At 67.6% G+C, this 20695-nt stretch carries 16 protein-coding genes; 5 read left to right on the top strand and 11 right to left on the bottom strand.

Annotated features, from left to right (window positions below):
* The first annotated feature begins 22 nt into the window (after window positions 1–22).
* Complete coding sequence (locus tag IG194_RS23670) at window positions 23–463, top strand: universal stress protein (protein ID WP_043267328.1); 441 nt, start codon at window positions 23–25, stop codon at window positions 461–463.
* 36 nt (window positions 464–499) lie between these two features.
* Here the strand turns inward: IG194_RS23670 and IG194_RS23665 are convergent, their stop codons facing one another.
* Together IG194_RS23665 and IG194_RS23660 are read right to left on the bottom strand one after the other, a co-directional pair.
* Window positions 500–1183 carry a DUF6901 family protein gene (locus tag IG194_RS23665; protein ID WP_058488913.1) on the bottom strand — a complete coding sequence of 228 codons (684 nt, stop codon included), beginning with the start codon at window positions 1181–1183 and terminating at the stop codon, window positions 500–502.
* A gap of 66 nt (window positions 1184–1249) precedes the next feature.
* Complete coding sequence (locus IG194_RS23660; RefSeq protein ID WP_058488912.1) at window positions 1250–3151, bottom strand: ATP-binding cassette domain-containing protein; 1902 nt, start codon at window positions 3149–3151, stop codon at window positions 1250–1252.
* 195 nt (window positions 3152–3346) lie between these two features.
* Between IG194_RS23660 and IG194_RS23655 the strand changes: the two genes are divergently transcribed.
* Window positions 3347–5275, top strand: a complete 1929-nt coding sequence (locus IG194_RS23655) for a transglycosylase SLT domain-containing protein (protein WP_058488911.1) — start codon at window positions 3347–3349, stop codon at window positions 5273–5275.
* Between the two features lie 456 nt (window positions 5276–5731).
* On the opposite strand, the gene IG194_RS23650 is transcribed toward IG194_RS23655, so the two are convergent.
* From IG194_RS23650 to glaH, 6 genes are all read right to left on the bottom strand, one after another.
* Window positions 5732–6541 carry an MOSC domain-containing protein gene (locus tag IG194_RS23650; RefSeq protein ID WP_058488910.1) on the bottom strand — a complete coding sequence of 270 codons (810 nt, stop codon included), beginning with the start codon at window positions 6539–6541 and terminating at the stop codon, window positions 5732–5734.
* A 306-nt stretch (window positions 6542–6847) separates the two neighbouring features.
* Window positions 6848–8248: a GABA permease gene (gene gabP, locus IG194_RS23645; RefSeq protein ID WP_058488909.1), complete on the bottom strand. Its 1401-nt coding sequence runs from the start codon at window positions 8246–8248 to the stop codon at window positions 6848–6850.
* Window positions 8249–8391: 143 nt separating this feature from the next.
* Window positions 8392–9666 carry a 4-aminobutyrate--2-oxoglutarate transaminase gene (gene gabT, locus IG194_RS23640; RefSeq protein WP_058488908.1) on the bottom strand — a complete coding sequence of 425 codons (1275 nt, stop codon included), beginning with the start codon at window positions 9664–9666 and terminating at the stop codon, window positions 8392–8394.
* Between the two features lie 36 nt (window positions 9667–9702).
* Window positions 9703–11151, bottom strand: coding sequence for an NADP-dependent succinate-semialdehyde dehydrogenase (gabD, locus tag IG194_RS23635; RefSeq protein ID WP_058488907.1), 1449 nt, complete (start codon window positions 11149–11151; stop codon window positions 9703–9705).
* Between the two features lie 31 nt (window positions 11152–11182).
* Window positions 11183–12436, bottom strand: coding sequence for an L-2-hydroxyglutarate oxidase (gene lhgO, locus IG194_RS23630; RefSeq protein WP_058488906.1), 1254 nt, complete (start codon window positions 12434–12436; stop codon window positions 11183–11185).
* Window positions 12437–12557: 121 nt separating this feature from the next.
* Window positions 12558–13535: a glutarate dioxygenase GlaH gene (gene glaH, locus IG194_RS23625; protein WP_043270924.1), complete on the bottom strand. Its 978-nt coding sequence runs from the start codon at window positions 13533–13535 to the stop codon at window positions 12558–12560.
* 193 nt (window positions 13536–13728) lie between these two features.
* On the opposite strand from glaH, the gene csiR reads away from it, so the two are divergent.
* Complete coding sequence (gene csiR / locus IG194_RS23620; protein WP_176707190.1) at window positions 13729–14430, top strand: DNA-binding transcriptional regulator CsiR; 702 nt, start codon at window positions 13729–13731, stop codon at window positions 14428–14430.
* A gap of 242 nt (window positions 14431–14672) precedes the next feature.
* The gene (locus IG194_RS23615; RefSeq protein WP_058488904.1) at window positions 14673–15716 is read left to right on the top strand and encodes a class I SAM-dependent methyltransferase; all 1044 of its coding nucleotides are present in this window, start codon (window positions 14673–14675) and stop codon (window positions 15714–15716) included.
* Between the two features lie 290 nt (window positions 15717–16006).
* Here IG194_RS23615 and IG194_RS23610 read toward each other — a convergent pair whose 3' ends face one another.
* The 3 genes from IG194_RS23610 to IG194_RS23600 form a co-directional block, all read right to left on the bottom strand.
* Window positions 16007–17026, bottom strand: coding sequence for an AraC family transcriptional regulator (locus IG194_RS23610; RefSeq protein ID WP_058488903.1), 1020 nt, complete (start codon window positions 17024–17026; stop codon window positions 16007–16009).
* 159 nt (window positions 17027–17185) lie between these two features.
* On the bottom strand, window positions 17186–18367 hold the full coding sequence (locus IG194_RS23605; protein ID WP_009623572.1) for a vWA domain-containing protein: 1182 nt from the start codon (window positions 18365–18367) through the stop codon (window positions 17186–17188).
* A gap of 170 nt (window positions 18368–18537) precedes the next feature.
* Complete coding sequence (locus IG194_RS23600) at window positions 18538–19383, bottom strand: AAA family ATPase (RefSeq protein WP_058488902.1); 846 nt, start codon at window positions 19381–19383, stop codon at window positions 18538–18540.
* Between the two features lie 284 nt (window positions 19384–19667).
* Between IG194_RS23600 and cysK the strand changes: the two genes are divergently transcribed.
* On the top strand, window positions 19668–20642 hold the full coding sequence (gene cysK, locus IG194_RS23595) for a cysteine synthase A (RefSeq protein ID WP_009623576.1): 975 nt from the start codon (window positions 19668–19670) through the stop codon (window positions 20640–20642).
* Window positions 20643–20695: the final 53 nt, after the last annotated feature.

The following is a 20695-nucleotide window of genomic DNA, read 5'->3' as shown; positions in this document are numbered from 1 at the left end:
CTGTCCCCCGGAGGAGACGCTCATGCCCTACCAACACATCCTGGTCGCCGTGGACCTCACCGACGAATGCGATCCGGTGATGAAGCGCGCCGTGGCGCTGGCCTCCAGCACCCAGGCGCAGCTGTCCACCGTGCACGTGGTCGAGCCCATGGCCATGGCCTTCGGCGGTGACGTGCCGATGGACCTGTCGATGCTGCAGCAACAGCAGTTCGACCAGGCCAAGGAGCGCATGCACCAGTTCACCCTCTGCTACCCGCAGGTATCCATCGCCCAGAGCCACCTGGTCTACGGCCAGCCGCGCCAGGAAATCCACCGCCTGGCCAAGGAACAGGGCTGCGACCTGATCATCGTCGGCAGCCACGGCCGCCACGGCCTGGCCCTGCTGCTGGGCTCCACCGCCAACGACGTGCTGCACGGCGCGCCCTGCGACGTGCTGGCGGTGCGCCTGCAGAAGACCGAGTGAGTCAGCCCGGGCGCCTGCCGCGGCGGGCGCCCGGTTTCAGAACACCTCTCCCCCGCTCATCAGGACCGGGCGAACCTTCTGCAACTGTGCCTCCAGCGAATAGCTCATGCTCGAGGACATGGAAAAGAAGCTGAGGAAGGCCTTGAGGTTGGAGTCGCCCACGCAGCTGTCGTGGATGCGCTGCCAGAACGCCTGGTTGACCAGCTGCAGCTGCTGGTACAGACGCACCAGCCCCTTCAGTTCCCAGTCGGCGTGGCGCCCCTCGCGGTAGTTGAAGTACTGGCGCATCAGGTATAGCGACACCGCGCGGGTGATGAACTCCTGGTTGCTGGCGAACGGCAGGTGCTGCTGGGCCATGGGCTTGAGCCGCCCCAGCAGCGGGCAGGCGCTGGTGGCCATGATCACCCCCAGCAGCGCCCGCAGGCCTTCCTCCAGGCCGACCTGCTTGTGGTACTCGCGTTCGGGGGTGCGCACCAGCACGTCCACCTTCTTCAGCGCCGGCAGGCCGCGGAAATCCTCGATCACCCGGTGCAGGTCCACCGCAGCCGGGCAATGCCTGTGCTGCTCGCGGGACAGCGGGCAGTTGCTGCACTGGTTGTGCTCCAGGCGCGTCCACGCCGGCGCCCCGACGGCCTGTTCGCCATCGAAGCGGCGTTCCAGCTCGATGCGGTAGCTGAAGCCCTGTTCGTCATCCAGATTGATGCGGTACTCGATCGCCATGCCCTTCCCCAACTCGCCGATCGCCGCCGCAGCGGCAGCCCCCGGGCACCTTCCCGACGGGGCGGGTCATTCTTCCAGTTCGGCCCAGCGCTCGATCAGCCGGTCCAGCTCGGCCTGCAGGCTGTCCAGACGCTCCAGCACCACGCGGGTCTCCTCCGCCGGGCGCTGGTAGAAGCTGGGCGCCGAGATTTCTTCCTGCACGCCGGCCAGTTCGGCCTCCAGGGCGTCGATCTGCCCGGGGATGGCCTCCAGTTCGCGCTGCAGCTTGTAGCTGAGCTTCTTCTTCGCCGCCTCCGGCGCCGCGGCCGGTGCCGCAGCTGCCTGCGGGGCCGGCTCGGGTTTCGCCGCCTTCTCCTCGCCCACGCCCAGCAGGCGCGGCGAACCGCCCTGGCGCAGCCAGTCCTGGTAGCCGCCGACGAACTCGCGCACGCGGCCCTCGCCTTCGAACACCAGGGTGCTGGTCACCACGTTGTCGAGGAAGGCGCGGTCGTGGCTGACCATCAGCACGGTGCCGTCGAAGCCCAGCAGCACCTCTTCCAGCAGCTCCAGGGTTTCCACGTCCAGGTCGTTGGTCGGTTCGTCCAGCACCAGCAGGTTGGCCGGCTTGCTGAACAGCTTGGCCAGCAACAGCCGTGCCCGTTCGCCGCCGGACAGCGCCTTGACCGGCGTGCGGGCGCGCTGCGGGGAGAACAGGAAGTCGCCCAGGTAGCTCAGCACGTGGCGGTTCTGGCCGTTGATGGTGATGAATTCGCGGCCTTCGGCGATGTTGTCGATGACGGTCTTTTCCGGCTCCAGCTGGTGACGCAACTGGTCGAAATAGGCCACTTCCAGGCGCGTGCCTTCCTTGATGCTGCCGGAAGTCGGCTGCAGGTCGCCCAGCAGCAGCTTGAGCAGCGTGGTCTTGCCGGTGCCGTTGGCGCCCAGCAGGCCGATGCGGTCGCCGCGCTGCAGCACCAGGGAGAAATCGCGGATCAGCGGCTCGCCGCCGGGATGGGCGAAACCGACCCTCTCGGCGACTATCACCTGCTTGCCGGACTTCTCCGCCGTCTCCATCTGGAAGCTGGCCTTGCCGGTGCGCTCGCGGCGCTCGGCGCGCTCGTTGCGCATGGCCTTGAGCGCGCGCACGCGGCCCTCGTTGCGGGTGCGCCGGGCCTTGATGCCCTGGCGGATCCACACTTCCTCCTGGGCCAGGCGCTTGTCGAACAGCGCGTTGGCCGCCTCTTCCGCCGCCAGTTGCTGCTCCTTGTGCACCAGGAAGCTGGCGTAGTCGCCCTTCCAGTCGATCAGGTGACCGCGGTCCAGTTCGAGGATGCGGTTGGCCACGGCCTGCAGGAAGGCGCGGTCGTGGGTGATGAACAGCACCGCGCCGGGGAAGCCGGACAGCGCCTCTTCCAGCCAGGCGATGGCGCCGATGTCCAGGTGGTTGGTCGGCTCGTCCAGCAGCAGCAGGTCCGGCTCGGCGACCAGCGCCTGGGCCAGCAGCACGCGGCGGCGCCAGCCACCGGAAAGCTCGGCGAGGGTCTTGTCGGCCGGCAGTTGCAGGCGCGTCAGGGTGGTTTCCACCAGTTGCTGCAGGCGCCAGCCGTCGCGGGCCTCCAGGGCCTGCTGGACGCGCGCCAGCTGGGTCAGGTCGTCCTCGCCCTGGATGTGCAGGCTCAGGTGGTGGTAGCGGCTGAGCAGCTCGCCGACCTCGGCCAGGCCCTCGGCGACCACATCGTAGACCGTGCGCTCGTCGGCCACCGGCAGCTCCTGCGGCAGCTCGCCGATCTTCAGCGCCGGGGCGCGCCAGATGGCGCCGTCGTCGGGCATCTGCTCGCCCTTGACCAGCTTGAGCATGCTCGACTTGCCGGTGCCGTTGCGACCGATGATGCAGACCCGCTCGCCCTTCTCGATCTGCCAGGACACCTTGTCCAGGAGCGGCGTGGTGCCAAAGGCGAGGGATACATCGGTGAACTTCAGCAGGGTCATGGGGCATCTCCGGAAACTGGGGCCGCAGTGTAAGGGAAACTCGAAAAAAGTCAGAGCCTTGCACGAGCGCCGCGGCTGTCATCTTTTGTGCCCGACGGTACCGCCGCAACGCTTCCTCCGCCGCCGCGCAACAGGCTAAGCTTGTGCCTATCGGCGCCGGCCAGACCGCGCCACGAATCACTTTGCGGAAGAGTCATGCGCGGTCGCCTTTCACTATTGTTCTCCTGCCTGATCCTCACCCTGACCAGCGCCGCGCCGGCGCACGCTGCCCCGCTGCAGCAACAGCGGCAGATGTACGACGAGGCCAAGGCCGCCCTGGCGCGCAACGACAACGGCCCCTACCTGCGCTACCGCCAGGCCCTGGCGGATTATCCGTTGGAACCCTACCTGGGCTACGACGACCTGACCAACCGTCTGAAAAGCGCCAGCGACGCCGAGATCGAGGGCTTCCTCACCGAGCACGGCGACCTGCCGCAGATCAACTGGCTGAAGCTGCGCTGGCTGCGCCAGCTGGCCGACCGCCAGGACTGGAAGACCTTCCTCAACTACTACGACCCGAAGATGAACTTCACCGAGCTGGACTGCCTGTACGGCCAGTACCAGCTCACCCACGGGCAGAAGGCCGCCGGCTACGAGACCGCGCAGAAGCTGTGGCTGGTGGGCAAGTCGCAACCCGACGCCTGCGACACCCTGTTCGATCTCTGGCAGACCGACGGCCAGCTCACCGAGGACATGGTCTGGAGGCGCCTGAAGCTGGCGGCCGAGAAAGGCAACTACGGCCTGGCCACCACCCTCGCCAAGCGCCTGCCGACCCTCGGCAGCCTCGGCGAGCTGATGGTCAAGGTGGCGCAGAACCCCGCCCAGCTGAGCCAGACCGAACGCTTCAGCCTGCGCACCCACGCCATGGCCGACGTCGTCGGCCTGGGCCTGCGGCGCCTGGCCAAGCAGGACCCGGAACGCGCCCTGGGCCTGCTCGACGGCTACGAGAGCAGCCTGCCGTTCACCGGCGAGGAGAAGGTCAACATCGCCCGGCAGATCGGCCTGGGCCTGGCGCGCCGCTACGACCCGCGCGCCCTGCCGCTGATGACCCGCTACGATCCCGAGCTGCGCGACAACACCGTCAGCGAATGGCGCCTGCGCCTGCTGATGCGCCTGGGCCGCTGGGAAGACGCCTACCAGTTGACGCGCCAGCTGCCCAAGGACCTCGCCGAAACCAACCGCTGGCGCTACTGGCAGGCGCGCACCCTGCAACTGGCCCAGCCGCAGAACCCGCAGGCCATGGCGCTGTACCAGCCGCTGGCGCGCGAACGCGACTTCTACGGCTTCCTCGCCGCCGACCGGATCAACGCGCCCTACCAGTTGAACAACCGCCCGGTGAGCATCAGCCCGCAGGTGATGCAGCGCGTGCGCAACGCCGCCAGCACCCGCCGCGCCCTGGAGTTCTACGCCCGCGGCGACGTGATCAGCGCCCGCCGCGAGTGGTACTACGCCGCGCGGGTGTTCAACCGCGACGAACTGCTGGCCCAGGCCCGCATGGCCTACGACATGCAGTGGTACTTCCCGGCCATCCGCGCCATCAGCCAGGCGCAGTACTGGGACGACCTCGACATCCGCTTCCCGGTGGCGCACCGCGACAGCCTGCTGCGCGAAGCGCGTAACCGCGACCTGCACCCCAGCTGGGTGTTCGCCATCACCCGCCAGGAAAGCGCCTTCATGTCCGATGCGCGCTCCGGCGTCGGCGCCACCGGCCTGATGCAGCTGATGCCGGCCACCGCCAAGGAAACCTCGAAGAAGTTCGGCATTCCCCTGGCCGGGCCGCAGCAGCTGATAGTGCCGGACCTCAACATCCGCCTCGGCGCCGCCTACCTCAGCCAGGTGCAGGGCCAGTTCAACGGCAACCGCGTGCTCGCCACCGCCGCCTACAACGCCGGCCCCGGCCGCGTGCGCCAGTGGCTGAAGGACGCCCGCCACCTGTCCTTCGACGTCTGGGTGGAGAGCATCCCCTTCGATGAAACCCGCCAGTACGTGCAGAACGTGCTGTCCTACGCGGTCATCTACGGCCAGAAGATCGGCGTGCCGCAGCCGCTGGTGGACTGGCACGAGCGCTTCTTCGACGAGCTCTGACCGCCCCTCCCGCACGCTTGGCGTAGAGCGGATAACCGTTCGCGGTTATCCGCCGCCTGACCTTCGCATCCGCGCACTTCGAGCGCGGGCCGGAGCGCCTTCCAGAATCGTGGCGATGGGTATCGCTTCGCTCCACCCATCCTAGGGTTGTGTCTACCGAAGAATGTAGGAGCAACTGTCTTGCCGGCCGCGCCGAGATGCTCTTCGTAGGATGGGTTGAGCTTGCGAAACCCATGCGGTTGCGCTGATGGGTATCGCTTCGCTCAACACCATCCTACGGGTCTTGTGCCTGCCGAAGGGGGTAGGACCTTGTCCGCGATAGCCGGAACCACCGGCGCGATTCGCGGATGAGATCCGCTCCTCGCCGCTCTTCTGTAGGAGCGCGCCCTGCGCGCGAAATCGCGGGCAGGGCCCGCTCCTACAGGTGCGGGCGGATGCGCATCCGCGGGAGCTGGATCACTCCAGGATTTCCACCGGCATGCCCACGCGCAGCTCGCCGCGGCCGAGGGGGAGCAGGTTCTGCCCGAGCAGCGCCTCGCCGTCCACCTGGCGGTACTTGAGCAGCGTCGCCAGGGGTTCGCGGTTGGGGTCGCGCTCGCCGGTGTGCGGGTCGATGGTGGTGAGGATGCAGCGGCCGCAGGGCTTGACCACGCGGAATTCGACTTCGCCGATGCGGATGCGCTTCCAGCCATCCTCGGCATAGGGCGCGCTGCCCTCCAGCACCAGGTTGGGGCGGAAGCGCAGCATCTCCAGGGGATGGCCGACGCGCGCGGCCAGGTCGTCCACCGAGGCCTGGCTCATCAGCAGCAGCGGGAAGCCATCGGCGAAATGCACCTTCTCGCCCGGCTCGGCATAGGCGGTGTCCACCTGCCGGGCGCGCTGCTCGGGAATCTCCACCAGCCGGCACGGGCGGCCGAGGAAGCGGCTCAGCCAGTCCGCTGCGGCCTCGCCGGCATCCGGCACCTGCAGGCTGTCGCGCCAGATGGTCACGCCGCGCAGCGCATCGTCCACGCCGGGCACCGCCACCAGCAGGTCCTCCATCCCCGGCGCACGCAGGCGCAGGGCCTTGCCAGAGTCCTGCCAGCGCGCCTCGATGCGGCCCAACTGCGGCAGCAGGCGCTGGGTGAGGAAGCGCCCATTGGAAGCCTCCACCGCCATCCAGCGACGGTCGCCCTGCAGGCCGAGGGCGTCCAGCCCGATGCGCTCCAGGGGCTCGAACTGCCCGGACTTGAGCGGGTAACGGTAGAGGGCGCTGAGGGTGATCATGCTGGCGGCTTCCTTGTTACGGGCAAAGAAGCCGTTATACGGGGCAGACCGGCGCCTCGCAATCGGGCATCGCGGACCTGTCGGCGCGATTCGCGGATGAGATCCTACGGTTGAACTACGTGCCTCACGGAAACCTGTAGGAGCAGGCCCTGCCTGCGATTCGCGCGCAGGGCGTGCTCCTACAAGGGCACGGCGTATGGGCAACCTGTAGGAGATCTCATCCGCGAATCGCGCCGGGACGTCCGGCTATCGCGGACAAGGTCCGCTTACGGTTGAGCTACGTGCCTCGCTCCTACGAAAAGCCCATCAGCGCTCGGCCACGCTCAGGCGTGTAGCGCCCTGCTCGCCACGCGCGCGGCGGCGGGTGACCAGCAGGCCGGAGCAGACGATCAGCACGCTCAGCAACGCGGTGGCGGTCACTTCCACGCGGTGGTCCGGGCGCAGCAGCATCAGCACCAGGACGCCGACGATGAACAGGATCACACCCCAGGTCAGCCAGGGGAACAGCCACATGCGGTACTGCGGCACCTGGCCCTCGGCGTTCATGCGCTTGCGCATGCGCAGCTGGGAGATGGCGATCACCAGGTACACCAGCAGGGCGATGGCGCCGGAGCTGGCCATGAGGAAGCCGAACACCTGCGCGGGCACCAGGTAGTTGGCGATCACCGTGGCGAAGGCCGCGGCGGTGGACAGCAGCACCGCCACCACCGGGGTGCCGGCGCGGCTGGTGATGCGCGCGGCGGCCGGGGCGTCGCCGCGGCTGCTCAGCGAGTAGAGCATGCGCGAGGCGGTGTACAGCGACGAGTTCAGGCAGCTGGTCACCGAGGTCAGCACCACCACGTCGATTAGCGCCTTGGCGTGGGGCACGCCGAGCACTTCCAGCACGGTCACGTAGGAGCCGTCGGCGGCCAGGCGCGAATCGGTCCAGGGCACCAGGGCGACGACGATGAAGATCGACAGGATGTAGAACAGGGTGATCCGCCAGATCACCGAGTTGGTGGCCTTGGAAATCTGCTTTTCGGCAGCGTCCGATTCGGCGGCGGCGATGGTCACCACTTCCGCGCCGAGGAACGAGAACATGGTGATCAGCATGGCGCTGAGCACCGCGCCGAAGCCGTTGGGCATGAAGCCGCCGTTGTCCCACAGGCGCGACACGCCGCTGACGCCGGTATCCGGCAGCAGGCCGAGGATGGCGCAGGCGCCGAGGATGATGAAGCCGACGATGGCGATCACTTTCACCAGCGCCAGCCAGAACTCGAACTCGCCGTAGTTCTTCACGCTGAACAGGTTGGTCACGGTGAGCAGCAGGGTGATGGCCAGGGACAGCACCCAGATGTCCAGCTGCGGCACCCAGCTGTTGATGATGGTGGCGGCGATGTTCGCCTCGATGGGGATCACCAGGACCCAGAACCACCAGTACAGCCAGCCGATGGTGTAGCCGGCCCACTTGCCGATGGCGCGGTCGGCGTAGGTGGAGAAGGAGCCGGTGTCGGGCGACGCCACGGCCATCTCGGCCAGCATGCGCATGACGATCACCACCAGGGCGCCGGCCAGCATGTACGCGAGGATGGCCGCCGGGCCCGCCTCGGCGATGGCGCGGCCGGAGCCGACGAAGAGGCCGGCGCCGATCACGCCGGCGATGGACAGCATGGTCACATGCCGCGATTTCAACCCATGGCTCAGGTTGTTCTTGTTGAGCTGTTGCATGGTCTCACCTTGTAAAGCTGCGTCCCTGCGGCGGAAATGGCCCGGCCCACCCGTGCGTGGGCACGGGCGGGTACGGGGTCCGTCTTTGTTCTCTTCGGCGCGGCCCCTTCAGGGAAAGGGACCGCGGCGCACGCGGAGGAACCTCAGGCCAGTTCGTCGAAGCACTCGCCGATGATGCCCAGGCCGCGCTGCAGGTCGGCGTCGCTGACGGTCAGCGGCACGAGGATGCGCAGGACGTTGTAGTAGGTGCCGCAGGACAGCAGCACCAGGCCCTTGTCGCGGGCCTTGGCGACGATCTTCGCGGTCAGCTCGGCGGCTGGGGTCCGGCCGTCGGCTTCGAACAGTTCCACCGCGACCATGGCGCCGAGGATGCGCACGTCGCCAACGCTGGCGTGACGCTCGCCGATCTGGCGCAGGCCGGCGCCGAGGATCTCGCCCACGGCCTGGGCGCGCTGCAGCAGGTTTTCTTCCTCGAAGGCCTCGATCACCGCCAGGGCGGCGGCGCAGGAGATCGGGTTGCCGGCGTAGGTGCCGCCCAGGCCGCCCGGGGCCACCGCGTCCATCAGCTCGGCCTTGCCGGCCACGCCGGCCAGCGGGAAGCCGCCGGCGATGGACTTGGCGAAGGTGGTCAGGTCGGCGGCGACGCCCATCTGCTCCATGGCGAAGAAGGTGCCGGTGCGGCCGGCGCCGGTCTGCACTTCGTCGGCGATCAGCACGATGCCGTGCTCGTCGCACAGGGCGCGCAGGCGCTGCATGAAGTCCTTCGGCGCCGGGTTGAAGCCGCCCTCGCCCTGCACCGGCTCGAGGATGATCGCGGCGATGTCGCGCGGCTGCGCGTCGTTCTTGAAGATGCGCTCGATGCTGGCGATGGCGTCGTCCACCGATACGCCGTGCAGCGCGTTCGGGTACTGCGCGCGGAACACGCCGCCGGGCATCAGGCCCAGGCCGGCGGAGTACGGCACGACCTTGCCGGTCAGCGCCAGGGTGTAGTGGGTGCGGCCGTGGTAGGCACCGGTGAAGGCGATCACGCCGCTGCGGCCGGTGGCGGCGCGGGCGATCTTGATGGCGTTCTCCACGGCTTCGGCGCCGGTGGTCACCAGCAGGGTCTTCTTCTCGAAGTCGCCGGGAATCATGCCGTTGATCTTCTCGGCCAGGGCCACGTAGCCCTCGTAGCCGAACACGTGGAAGCAGGTGTGGGTCAGCTTGGCCATCTGCGCCTGCACGGCGGCCATCACCTTCGGGTGCAGGTGGCCGGTGTTGAGCACGGCGATGCCGCCGGCGAAGTCCAGGTACTCGCGGCCTTCCACGTCCCAGATGGTGGCGTTCTCGGCGCGCTCGGCGTAGATCTGGTGGATCTGGCCGACGCCGCGCGGGATGGCGGCCATGCGCCGTTGTTGCAGGCTCTGGTTGCTGTTCATAGCTGTCTCCAGGTCAGGAATGGGGGTGGCCGCGGCTTACACGCCGATGCACAGGTATTTGATTTCCAGGTAGTCCTCGATGCCGTACCTGGAGCCTTCGCGGCCCAGGCCCGAGGCCTTGATGCCGCCGAAGGGAGCGACTTCGTTGGAGATGATCCCGGTGTTGATGCCGACGATGCCGTACTCCAGCGCCTCGCCGACGCGGAACACGCGGCCCAGGTCGCGGGCGTAGAAGTAGGCGGCCAGGCCGAACTCGGTGTCGTTGGACATGGCGATCACCTCGGCCTCGTCCTTGAAGCGGAACAGCGGCGCCAGCGGGCCGAAGGTTTCTTCCTTGGCGACGGCGGCGTCGTTCGGCACGTCGACCAGGATGGTCGGCTCGAAGAAGGTGCCGCCCAGGGCGTGGGGCTTGCCGCCGGCGACGACCTTGGCGCCCTTGCTCACGGCATCGGCGATGTGCTCCTCGACCTTGACCACGGCCTTGGCGTCGATCAGCGGGCCGGTGGTCACGCCGTTTTCCAGGCCGTTGCCGATGTTCAGGCGGGCGACGGCAGCCTTGAGCTTCTCGACGAAGGCGTCGTACACGCCGTCCTGGATGTACAGGCGGTTGGCGCAGACACAGGTCTGGCCGTTGTTGCGGTACTTGGAAACCAGCGCACCGTCCACGGCGGCGTCCAGGTCGGCATCGTCGAAGACGATGAAGGGCGCGTTGCCGCCCAGCTCCAGCGAGACCTTCTTGATGTCCTTGGCGCACTCGGCCATCAGTTGGCGGCCGATCTCGGTGGAGCCGGTGAAGGTCAGCTTGCGTACGACGGGATTGCTGGTCAGCTCGCCGCCGACTTCGCCGGCGCTGCCAGTAACCACGCTGAACACACCTTTCGGGATGCCGGCACGCTCGGCCAGCTCGGCCAGGGCCAGGGCGGAATACGGCGTCTGCGAAGCGGGCTTGAGGACCATGGTGCAGCCAGCGGCCAGGGCCGGGCCGGCCTTGCGGGTGATCATCGCCGAGGGGAAATTCCACGGCGTGATGGCCGCGGTGACGCCGATGGGCTGCTTGATCACCATCAGGCGCTTGTCCGGCTGGTGGCCGGGGATCATGTCGCCGTAGACGCGCTTGGCCTCTTCGCCGAACCACTCGAGGAAGGAGGCGGCGTAGGCGATCTCGCCCCTGGCTTCGGTCAGCGGCTTGCCCTGCTCGAGGGTCATCAGACGAGCCAGGTCGTCCTGGTTCTCGATCATCAGTTCGAACCAGCGGCGCAGCTTGTTGGCACGGTCCTTGGCGGTCAGCGCGCGCCAGGCCGGCAGGGCGCGGTCGGCGGCTTCGATGGCGCGGCGGGTCTCGGCGGCGCCCATCTTCGGCACGCTGCCGATGATCTCGTTAGTCGCCGGGTTGTTGACCTTGAGGGTCTGGCCGTTGTCGGCATCCACCCAGGCACCGTCGATGTAGGCCTGCTGGCGGAACAGGCTGGAGTCTTTGAGTTGCACGCGTTCTTCCTCGTTATCGGCGGCGGGCGGCTCAGCCGGCAGCCCGCAGGTTGTTGTCGGGGGTGGCGGCCCTGGCGAAGTCGCCGCCTTGGGCTGCGACCTGTTCACGGACCTTCTCGACGATGTAGGCGCCGATCGGGATGGCCGAGGTGGCGGCCGGCGACGGCGCGTTGCAGACGTTGACGCTGCGCCTGGTGTTGACGAAGAGGAAGTCGTCGATCAGCTTGCCGTCGCGCGACACGGCCTGGGCGCGCACGCCGGCCGGGTACTCGGTGAGGTCGCTCTTGACGATGCTCGGGCAGTACTTCTGCACTTCCTTGAGGTAGCCGCCCTTGAACAGCGAGTTCTTCATCTCGATCAGGCCCGGGCGCAGGTTCTTCGCCAGCACCTTGAGGATGCCCGGCGAAGTCAGTGTCTCGAACAGGTCGGAAAGGCTGACGTCGGTCTTGCGGTAACCTTCGCGTTTCATCGCCAGCACGGCGTTGGGGCCGACGGTGACGGTGCCGTCGATCATCCGCGTCAGGTGCACGCCGAGGAACGGCATGGACGGATCGGGGATCGGGTAGATCAGGTGGTTGACGATCTGGTTGTGCTGCCTGGGCAGCAGGTAGTACTCGCCACGGAACGGGCAGATGATGAACTGCGGCTCCAGGCCCAGCATGCGCACGATGCGGTCGGCCATCAGGCCCGAGCAGGTGACCAGGTAGCGGCCGCGGAACTCGTTGTCGGTGGTGCGCACCACCACTTCCTCGGCGCGCTCGTCCAGCGCCGTCACCTCGGCGTTGTAGCGGATCTCGCCACCGGCGGCCTGGAACTCGCGGCCCATGGCGGCGGTGACTTCGGCGTAGCTGACGATGCCGCTGGAGGGCACGAAGATGCCGCCCATGCCGACGATGTTCGGCTCGCGTTCGCGCAGCTCGCCGGCGCTCAGCCAGTGGCGCTCCAGGCCGTTGGCCGCGGTGCGTTCCCAGAGCGCCCGCATGCGCTCCATCTCCAGCTCGTTGGTAGCCACCAGCAGCTTGCCGCATTCGTCGTAGCGGATGCCGTGCTTGTCGCAGAAGGCCTTGGTGGCCTTGTTGCCGGCCAGGCAGAACTTCGCCTTGAGGCTGCCGGGGGTGTAGTAGACGCCGGCGTGGATCACGCCGCTGTTGTGCCCGGTCTGGTGGCGGGCCGGGCCGGCTTCCTTCTCCAGCAGGAGGATCTTCGCGTCCGGGTAGACCTGGGTGAGTTGCATCGCGGTGGACATGCCGACGATGCCGCCGCCGATGATGATGAAATCGTACACAGCCATTACCTCGCGCACTGGCTCAGCTGAAAAAGACCCACAGGAGCGGGCCGCCGGCGAAGACCGTGCGCGGACCTTCGCGGGCGAGCCCACTCCTGTGGCAAGGGTGACGCTGTCGGAATTACTGGCCGCGCTGGTACAGCGGTTTCTGGTAGGCGATGTAGCCGCGTTGGCGCATCAGCTCGCGGCGCAGGCCCTCGTGCGGGGTGAAGCGGTCGCGGCCGTGCAGCCAGAACAGGTTGTTGATCAGCAGGAAGCAGCCCTGGGGCACCGGCACCGAGAGCTTGGCCGGGCTGGTTTCCAGGGAGTCGGACAGGGCATTCAGCCAGATGCCTTCCTCGAAGTCCTTCGGCTGCACGAACTGGTCGATGTAGCGCATGGTCGGGCGGCCTTCGGCGTCGCAGTCGAACACCGCGTGGAACACGTCCTCACTGACCTTCTTGCTCGGCGGCGCGGTCCAGCGCATTTCGCGGCGGGCCAGCGGGTGGCGGTAGAACTCGTCCAGCTCGTTCCAGTCGTCCAGGTGCAGCAGCAGGGAGTCGCCGCCCTCCATGTTCTTCTCTTCGATCTTCATCATCAGCACGTAGTCGGTGATCTGATTGACGAAGGTGCCGTCGTTGTGCAGCTCCATCACGCGGTGCGGCTGGCGCAGGTAGCTGTCGGAGTTGTCGCTGTTGACCACCACGAAGCGGGCATAGAACTGGCCGCTCATGGCGTCGTAGTTGGAACGGCCGATCAGGTGCGCGATGGCGGTGGAGAACTTCACCATGTCCTCGGCCTGGGCCACGTCGTCCAGGCCCTCGGGCTTGACCAGCATGCCGCCGGTGGCGCGGTCGAGGATGGTGTTCAGCAGCACCGGGCGCAGGGTGCCTTCGCACAGCTCGTCTAGGATCTGGGCGACGCGGAAGCGCAGGAACGACTTGTACTCCAGGGCCTGCACCGGCCACTGCGCCACCGCCTCGACGAAGGCCTGCACGGTTTCACGGGCGAAGGTCAGTTCCAGCAGGCGCGGCGACTGCGCCGAGGGCGCTACCGAGTAGCCGCGGGTCTCCAGCGGCAGGGGCATGGCGAGGTCCTGGATGGAGGTGAAGGCGTTCATGGCGGTGTCCTGGCAATGATGGGGTGGCGCCGTCCGGCAATGACCTGGATCAGGCGGGCAGGAGAAAAATATCGCCACAACATAAGAATGTCTACATTTTTATTTTTCGAAGACAAATAGCCGTCCTGTCTATTGTTTTTCGTCCCTACGACATTTGGGTATGATCCAGCGCAAATCCCCACAGGAGCTGGATTTGGAAGCGATCGCCCCCCGTCAGAACTCGGCCGTCAGCGGTTACGAGTGGCTCAAGAAGGACATCATCCGCGGCGTCTTCAAACCCGGCGAAAAGCTGCTGATGAGCACCCTGAAGGAGCGCTACGACCTGGGCGTGGGCCCGCTGCGCGAGGCCCTGTCGCAACTGGTGGCGGAGCACCTGGTGGTGGCCATCAGCCAGAAGGGCTACCGCGTGGCGCCCATGTCGCTGGAAGAGATGCAGGACATCTACGACGCCCGCGCCAACCTGGAAGCGATGATCGTCGGCCTGGCCATCCAGCGCGGCGACGACGCCTGGGAAGCGCAGGTGCTGGCGAATTCGCACACCCTGGCCAAGGTGGTGGAAGTGAAGACCCGCGAGCAGCGCCTGGACGTCTGGGACGAGCGGCACAAGGCCTTCCACACCGCCATCGCCCAGGGTTGCGGCTCCAAGCACCTGCTGCAGGCGCGCACCTACCTGTTCGACCAGGCCGAGCGCTACCGCCACCTGTGGCTGACGCACACGGTGTTCTCCGAGCAGGCCCTGGAGCTCAAGCGCCAGGAGCACGCCGCGCTGGTCGAGGCGATCCTCGCCCGCGACGCCGCCAAGGCCAGCGAGATGATGCGCAACCACCTGATGACGCCGGTGCCGATCATCGCGCAGATCATGCGCAACGGCGGCCTGGGCGATTCCGCCCGCTGACGCCGGGCGTCGGCCGGCGCCACCCGCCGCGGCCGCAGCGCTAGACTGAAACGACGCCCCGCCGAGGGGCCGCCCGCCCCGGGCCGGCAATGACGCGCGAACCGCGGCTGCCGGCACGCGCCCGCCCCGGGCCGGCGCCTGCCCTGCCCCGCTGTTCGCCTCGCGTACGGAGAACCGGCACCTCCCGCCATCCACCCGGAGCCCCCGCCGCCGCGCGGGCGCCCGACAGCGGAGGAGCTGCCATGGACGAAGCCAAACTCAACGACTTCATGGGCCGCCTGGTCGCCGACATGGGCGGCGCGGCCATGCTGGCGAACGTCATCCTCGGCGACGAACTGGGCCTGTACCGGGCCATGGCCGACAACCAGCCGGTAAGCCCGCAGGCCCTGGCCGAGCGCACCGGCTGCAACCCGCGGCTGCTGCGCGAATGGCTCAGCGCCCAGGCCGCCGCCGGCTACCTGGAGCACGAAGGCGGCAACTTCCGCCTGCCCGAGGAACAGGCCATGGCCCTGGCCATCGAGGACTCGCCAGTGTACGTGGCCGGCGGCGCCGGCGTGCTGGCCTCGCTGTACCAGGACAAGGACAAGCTGCTGGCCGCCATGCGCGGCGACGGCGCCCTGCCCTGGGGCGACCACCACCCCTGCCTGTTCCGCGGCACCGAGCGTTTCTTCCGCCCCGGCTACCGCGCGCACTTGGTGGACGAGTGGCTGCCGGCGCTGGACGACGTGGTGGCCAAGCTGCAGAACGGCGCGCGGGTGGCCGACATCGGCTGCGGCCACGGCGCTTCCACGGTGATCATGGCCCAGGCCTTCCCGGCCTCGCGCTTCGCCGGCTTCGACTACCACGCGCCCTCGGTGGAAACCGCCAGCCAGCGCGCCCGCGAGGCCAGCGTCGAGGACCGCGTGGCCTTCACCCAGGCCAGCGCCAAGGACTACCTGGGCGAGTACGACCTGATCTGCTACTTCGACTGCCTGCACGACATGGGCGACCCGGTGGGCGCCGCCCGCCACGCCTTGCGCCACCTGGCGCCGGACGGTACGGTGCTGCTGGTGGAGCCCTACGCCGGCGACCGACTGGAAGACAACCTGACGCCCATCGGCAAGCTGTTCTACGCCGCCTCGACCTTCATCTGCACGCCCAACTCGCTGTCCCAGGAAGTGGGCCTGGGCCTGGGCGCCCAGGCGGGCGAGGCGCGGCTGCGCGCGGTGTTCGAAGAAGCCGGGTTCACCCGCTTCCGCCGGGCGGCGGAGACGCCGTTCAACCTGATCCTGGAGGCGCGGCCATGAGTGGTCGATCGTAGGAGCAACTGTCTTGCAGGCCGCGCCGGGCTGCTCTTCGTAGGAGCGGGCCCTGCCCGCGATTCGCGCGCAGGGCGCGCTCCTACATGGGAACGGCGCGGGTGGGGTTGCGTAGGGCGAATAACCGTTCACGGTTATCCGCCGCCTCACCTTTCTCATCGACCCTGCCTCGGTCGATCCGGGGAAATGCATGACCAGCGCCAAGCTCAACACCGAGCGAGCCGGTAACCAAGGTCAAACGGCGGATAACGCCGTAGGCGTTATGCGCCCTACGGGTTTCAGGCGCGAAAATGGCTCGGCGGCTGGCCGCTCCAGCGCTGGAAGGCGTGGCGCAGGCTGGCGGTTTCGCTGAAGCCAAGTTCCTCGGCGATGCGGTAGATGGGCATGTCGCCGCCCTGCAGCAGTTCCTTGGCGCGGGCGAAGCGCAGTTCGTCGAGCAGTTGCTGGTAGCTGGTCTGCTGTTGCTGCAGGTGCCGGCGCAGGCTGCGCGAGGAGCAGTTCAGGCGCCGCGCCAGTTCCTCCAGGCCCGGCGGCGCCTGCAGGCGCTCGCCGAGGATGCCGCGGACCTTGTCCAGCCAGGCGCGACGGGCGGCCAGGTCGACGTTCTGCCGGCGGCACTGTTCGAGCATCTCGCGGTGCGTCACCGGGTCGGCCAGCGGCAGGCGGCGCTCCAGCCAGGCGGCGGGGAAGCCGAAGGCGCTACGCGAAGCGCCGAAGCGCAGGCCGCAGGCGAAGCCTTCGGCGTAGGCGGCCTCGCGCTCGGGCGGGCCGGCATAGTCGAACTCCGCGCACAGCAGCTCCAGCGGCTGGCCCAGCAGGTCGCCGCAGGTGACCTTCATCGAGCCCAGGCAGAGTTCGGTGTTGAACGGCCGCAGGGCCTCGTCCTCGCTGTAGCCGGTGGCCACCAGCCAGGCCACCTCGCCTTCGACCTGCAGCGCCAGGTGGAAGTAGGTGCCCAGCAGCACCGGGTAGCTCAGGCCGATGCGTAGCGCCTCGCCGAGGGTCGGCGCCGAAAGCAGCGCATAGCCCAGCAGGCCGTAGGCGGAAATCCGCGTGCGCAGGCCCAGGCGCAGGCCCAGGGCGGGTTCGGCGGCCAGGCGCTCGGCGTTGGCGAACACCTGCTGCTCCTGCCAGGGGCTGACCAGGCGGCGCAGGTCCACCAGGTCGGCGGCGGTGATGCCGCTGCCTTCGAGGATGCCGTCGCGCTCATGGCCTTCGGCTTCCAGCAGGGAAACCGTCAGGGTGGTCATGTGCAGGGAGTTGAGCCAGGTGTTGCGGGAAAAACTGGTTCCGGTCATGTCTTGCCCATAGGAGCGCTGCGCCGTGCCCGCGATGTTACCGTCGCGGGCATGGGATTTGGCAAGGCAAAGGCGGCAATTGCAGGAGCGGGCCCTGCCCGCGATTCGCGCGCAGGGCGCGCTCCTACAGGGGAGCGCGATGGTTGGCGCAGAGCGGGCTCACCCGCGCGAAAGGAAGCGCATCCCCTCTTCCAGCCCGCGCAGGGTCAGCGGGTACATCTGGTCCTTCACCAGTTCGCGCACCAGGTTGGTGGAGGCGGTGTAGTTCCAGGTGTCCTTCGGGTACGGGTTGATCCAGATGAGCTTCTTGTACTTCTCCATGAAGCGCTGCATCCACACGTAGCCGGCTTCCTCGTTCCAGTGCTCGACGCTGCCGCCGGCCTGGGTGATCTCGTAGGGCGCCATGGCCGCGTCGCCGACGAACACCACCTTGTAGTCCGGCCCGTACTTGTGCAGCAGGTCGAAGGTGGCGGTGCGTTCGCTGGTGCGGCGCAGGTTGTTCTTCCACACCGACTCGTAGATGAAATTGTGGAAGTAGAAGTATTCCAGGTGCTTGAACTCGGTCTTGCAGGCCGAGAACAGTTCCTCGCAGACCTTCACGTGGGCGTCCATGGAGCCACCGATGTCCAGCAGCAGCAGGAGCTTCACGGTGTTGCGCCGCTCCGGGCGCATCTGGATGTTGAGCAGCCCGGCGTCCTTGGCCGTGTGGTCGATGGTGCCGTCGATGTCCAGCTCTTCCGCCGCGCCTTCGCGGGCGAACTTGCGCAGGCGGCGCAGGGCGATCTTGATGTTGCGCGTGCCCAACTCGACCTGGTCGTCGAGGTTCTTGTACTCGCGCTGGTCCCAGACCTTGGCCGCCTTGCCCTGGCGCTTGCCGGCGTCGCCCACGCGGATGCCCTCGGGGTTGAAGCCGCCGGAGCCGAACGGGCTGGTGCCGCCGGTGCCGATCCACTTGTTGCCGCCGGCGTGGCGTTCCTTCTGCTCCTCCAGGCGCTTCTTGAACTCCTCGATGAGCTTGTCCAGGCCGCCCAGGGACTGGATCTGCGCGCGCTCCTCGTCGGTCAGCAGGCGCTCGAACTCCTTGCGCAGCCATTCCTCGGGGATCAGCGCCTTGAGGTGGTCGTCGAGCTTCTCCAGGCCCTTGAAGTAGGCGCCGAAAGCCCGGTCGAACTTATCGAAATGGCGCTCGTCCTTCACCATGATGGTGCGGGCGAGGTAGTAGAACTCGTCCATGTCGGCGAACACCACGCGTTGCTGGAGCGCGTTGATCAGGTCCAGCAGCTCGCGCACCGACACAGGCACCTTGGCCGCGCGCATTTCGTTGAACAGGTTGAGCAGCATGGCTGCACCCTCATGTATTCGTTGACACCCAAAATCGTTCCAGGGGCGGCGAGCTAGAGCCAGGCAAGGCGGGGGCAGGCGAGGAAGCGGAGTTTACGACTGTAAATGAGCATTCCTCACCTGCCCCCAACGCAGCATGGCCGACGCGCAGCCGTCCCTGGGGCGATTTTTCAGCGGCTGGCGCGGCGGCTCATGAACGCCAGGCGCTCGAGCAGCTGCACGTCCTGCTCGTTCTTCACCAGGGTGCCGGCCAGCGGCGGGATGGCCTTGGTCGGATCGCGCTCGCGCAGCACCGCCTCGCCGATGTCGTCGGCCATCAGCAGCTTCAGCCAGTCGACCAGCTCGCTGGTGGAGGGCTTCTTCTTCAGGCCCGGCACCTTGCGCACGTCGAAGAAGATGTCCAGCGCCTCGCTGACCAGCGAGGCCTTGATGCCCGGGTAGTGCACGTCGACGATCTTCTGCAGCGTCTCGCGGTCGGGGAAGGCGATGTAGTGGAAGAAGCAGCGGCGCAGGAAGGCGTCCGGCAGCTCCTTCTCGTTGTTCGAGGTGATGATGATGATCGGCCGCTGTTTCGCCTTGATGGTCTCGTTGGTCTCGTAGACGTAGAACTCCATCTTGTCGAGCTCCTGCAGCAGGTCGTTGGGGAACTCGATGTCGGCCTTGTCGATCTCGTCGATCAGCAGGATGACGCGCTCGTCGGCCTCGAAGGCCTCCCAGAGCTTGCCCTTCTTGATGTAGTTGCGCACGTCGTGGACCTTGTCCACGCCCAGCTGCGAGTCGCGCAGGCGGCTCACCGCGTCGTACTCGTAGAGGCCCTGGTGGGCCTTGGTGGTGGACTTGATGTGCCAGGTGATCAGCTTGGCACCGAAGGCTTCGGCCAGCTGCTCGGCGAGCATGGTCTTGCCGGTGCCCGGCTCGCCCTTCACCAGCAGCGGGCGCTGCAGGGTGATGGAGGCGTTGACCGCCAGCTTGAGGTCGTCGGTGGCGACGTAGGACTGGGTGCCTTCGAACTTCATCGGGGAATCCTCGAACGGTATCGGCCGGGCCGCTGCCCGGGCTGCAGGAACTGGGAGACAGACTGCGACTATACCGCGCAGCTCTGTCGACTGTGAACGCAGGCATGGCATTCAGTCACTGAATGCACGGCCATTCATCCATTCGTCGAAGGCTACCTGCGCGTACCACCCTCTCACCGGGGCCGCCGGCCTGGAGCCGACCTTTCCGACGGTTTCGCGGCTTTACGGCCAGGGCGCCGGGGAATAGGCTGGTGGGTCAGCATCGATCCACAAGGACACCCATCATGAGCCGCATCTTCGCAGACAACGCGCAGTCCATCGGCAACACGCCGCTGGTCCAGATCAACCGCCTGGCCCCGCGCGGCGTCACCATCCTGGCCAAGATCGAGGGCCGCAACCCCGGCTACTCGGTGAAGTGCCGCATCGGCGCCAACATGATCTGGGATGCCGAGTCCAGCGGCCGCCTGAAGCCGGGCATGACCATCGTCGAGCCGACCTCCGGCAACACCGGCATCGGCCTGGCCTTCGTCGCCGCCGCGCGCGGCTACAAGCTGGTGCTGACCATGCCTTCGTCGATGAGCCTGGAACGGCGCAAGGTGCTCAAGGCCCTCGGCGCCGAGCTGGTCCTCACCGAACCGGCCAAGGGCATGAAGGGCGCCATCGCCAAGGCCGAGGAGCTGGTGGCCAGCGATCCGGCCCAGTACTTCATGCCGGCGCAGTTCGACAACCCGGCCAACCCGGCGATCCACGAGAAGACCACCGGCCCGGAAATCTGGAACGACACCGACGGCGCGGTGGACGTGCTGGTGGCCGGCGTCGGCACCGGCGGCACCCTCACCGGCGTGTCGCGCTTCATCAAGAACACCAAGGGCAAGCCGATCCTCTCGGTGGCCGTGGAGCCGACCAGCTCACCGGTGATCAGCCAGACCCTCGCCGGCGAAGAGGTCAAGCCCTCGCCGCACAAGATCCAGGGCATCGGCGCCGGCTTCGTGCCGAAGAACCTCGACCTGGCCATGGTCGACCGCGTCGAGCTGGTCGGCGACGACGAGGCCCGCAGCATGGCCCAGCGCCTGATGCACGAGGAAGGCATCCTCTGCGGCATCTCCTGCGGCGCCGCCATGGCCGCCGCCGTGCGCCTGGCCGAGGAGCCGGCCATGCAGGGCAAGACCATCGTGGTCATCCTCCCCGACTCGGCCGAGCGCTACCTGTCGAGCATGCTCTTCGAAGGCGTGTTCGACGAGCAGGAAATGGTGCAGTAAGCCCCCGCGCCGCCCCACTGCGGGGCGGCGCCCCGCGCGGCGGCCCTTTGCCA

The sequence above is a fragment of the Pseudomonas sp. ADPe genome (assembly GCF_014843515.1).
In the GTDB taxonomy this organism is placed as follows: domain Bacteria; phylum Pseudomonadota; class Gammaproteobacteria; order Pseudomonadales; family Pseudomonadaceae; genus Pseudomonas; species Pseudomonas citronellolis.
Note: the sequence above shows the minus strand (reverse complement) of the source record. Positions and strands in the feature narration are given on the sequence as shown.

Excerpts from the sequence above, each read along its gene's own strand:
- IG194_RS23615 (WP_058488904.1), top strand. The coding sequence starts at position 14,673 with ATGGACGAAGCCAAACTCAACGACTTCATGGGCCGCCTGGTCGCCGAC.
- cysK (WP_009623576.1), top strand. The coding sequence starts at position 19,668 with ATGAGCCGCATCTTCGCAGACAACGCGCAGTCCATCGGCAACACGCCG.
- IG194_RS23655 (WP_058488911.1), top strand. The coding sequence starts at position 3,347 with ATGCGCGGTCGCCTTTCACTATTGTTCTCCTGCCTGATCCTCACCCTG.
- IG194_RS23665 (WP_058488913.1), bottom strand. The coding sequence starts at position 1,183 with ATGGCGATCGAGTACCGCATCAATCTGGATGACGAACAGGGCTTCAGC.
- IG194_RS23610 (WP_058488903.1), bottom strand. The coding sequence starts at position 17,026 with ATGACCGGAACCAGTTTTTCCCGCAACACCTGGCTCAACTCCCTGCAC.
- IG194_RS23605 (WP_009623572.1), bottom strand. The coding sequence starts at position 18,367 with ATGCTGCTCAACCTGTTCAACGAAATGCGCGCGGCCAAGGTGCCTGTG.
- IG194_RS23650 (WP_058488910.1), bottom strand. The coding sequence starts at position 6,541 with ATGATCACCCTCAGCGCCCTCTACCGTTACCCGCTCAAGTCCGGGCAG.
- gabP (WP_058488909.1), bottom strand. The coding sequence starts at position 8,248 with ATGCAACAGCTCAACAAGAACAACCTGAGCCATGGGTTGAAATCGCGG.
- IG194_RS23600 (WP_058488902.1), bottom strand. The coding sequence starts at position 19,383 with ATGAAGTTCGAAGGCACCCAGTCCTACGTCGCCACCGACGACCTCAAG.
- IG194_RS23670 (WP_043267328.1), top strand. The coding sequence starts at position 23 with ATGCCCTACCAACACATCCTGGTCGCCGTGGACCTCACCGACGAATGC.
- glaH (WP_043270924.1), bottom strand. The coding sequence starts at position 13,535 with ATGAACGCCTTCACCTCCATCCAGGACCTCGCCATGCCCCTGCCGCTG.
- IG194_RS23660 (WP_058488912.1), bottom strand. The coding sequence starts at position 3,151 with ATGACCCTGCTGAAGTTCACCGATGTATCCCTCGCCTTTGGCACCACG.
- gabT (WP_058488908.1), bottom strand. The coding sequence starts at position 9,666 with ATGAACAGCAACCAGAGCCTGCAACAACGGCGCATGGCCGCCATCCCG.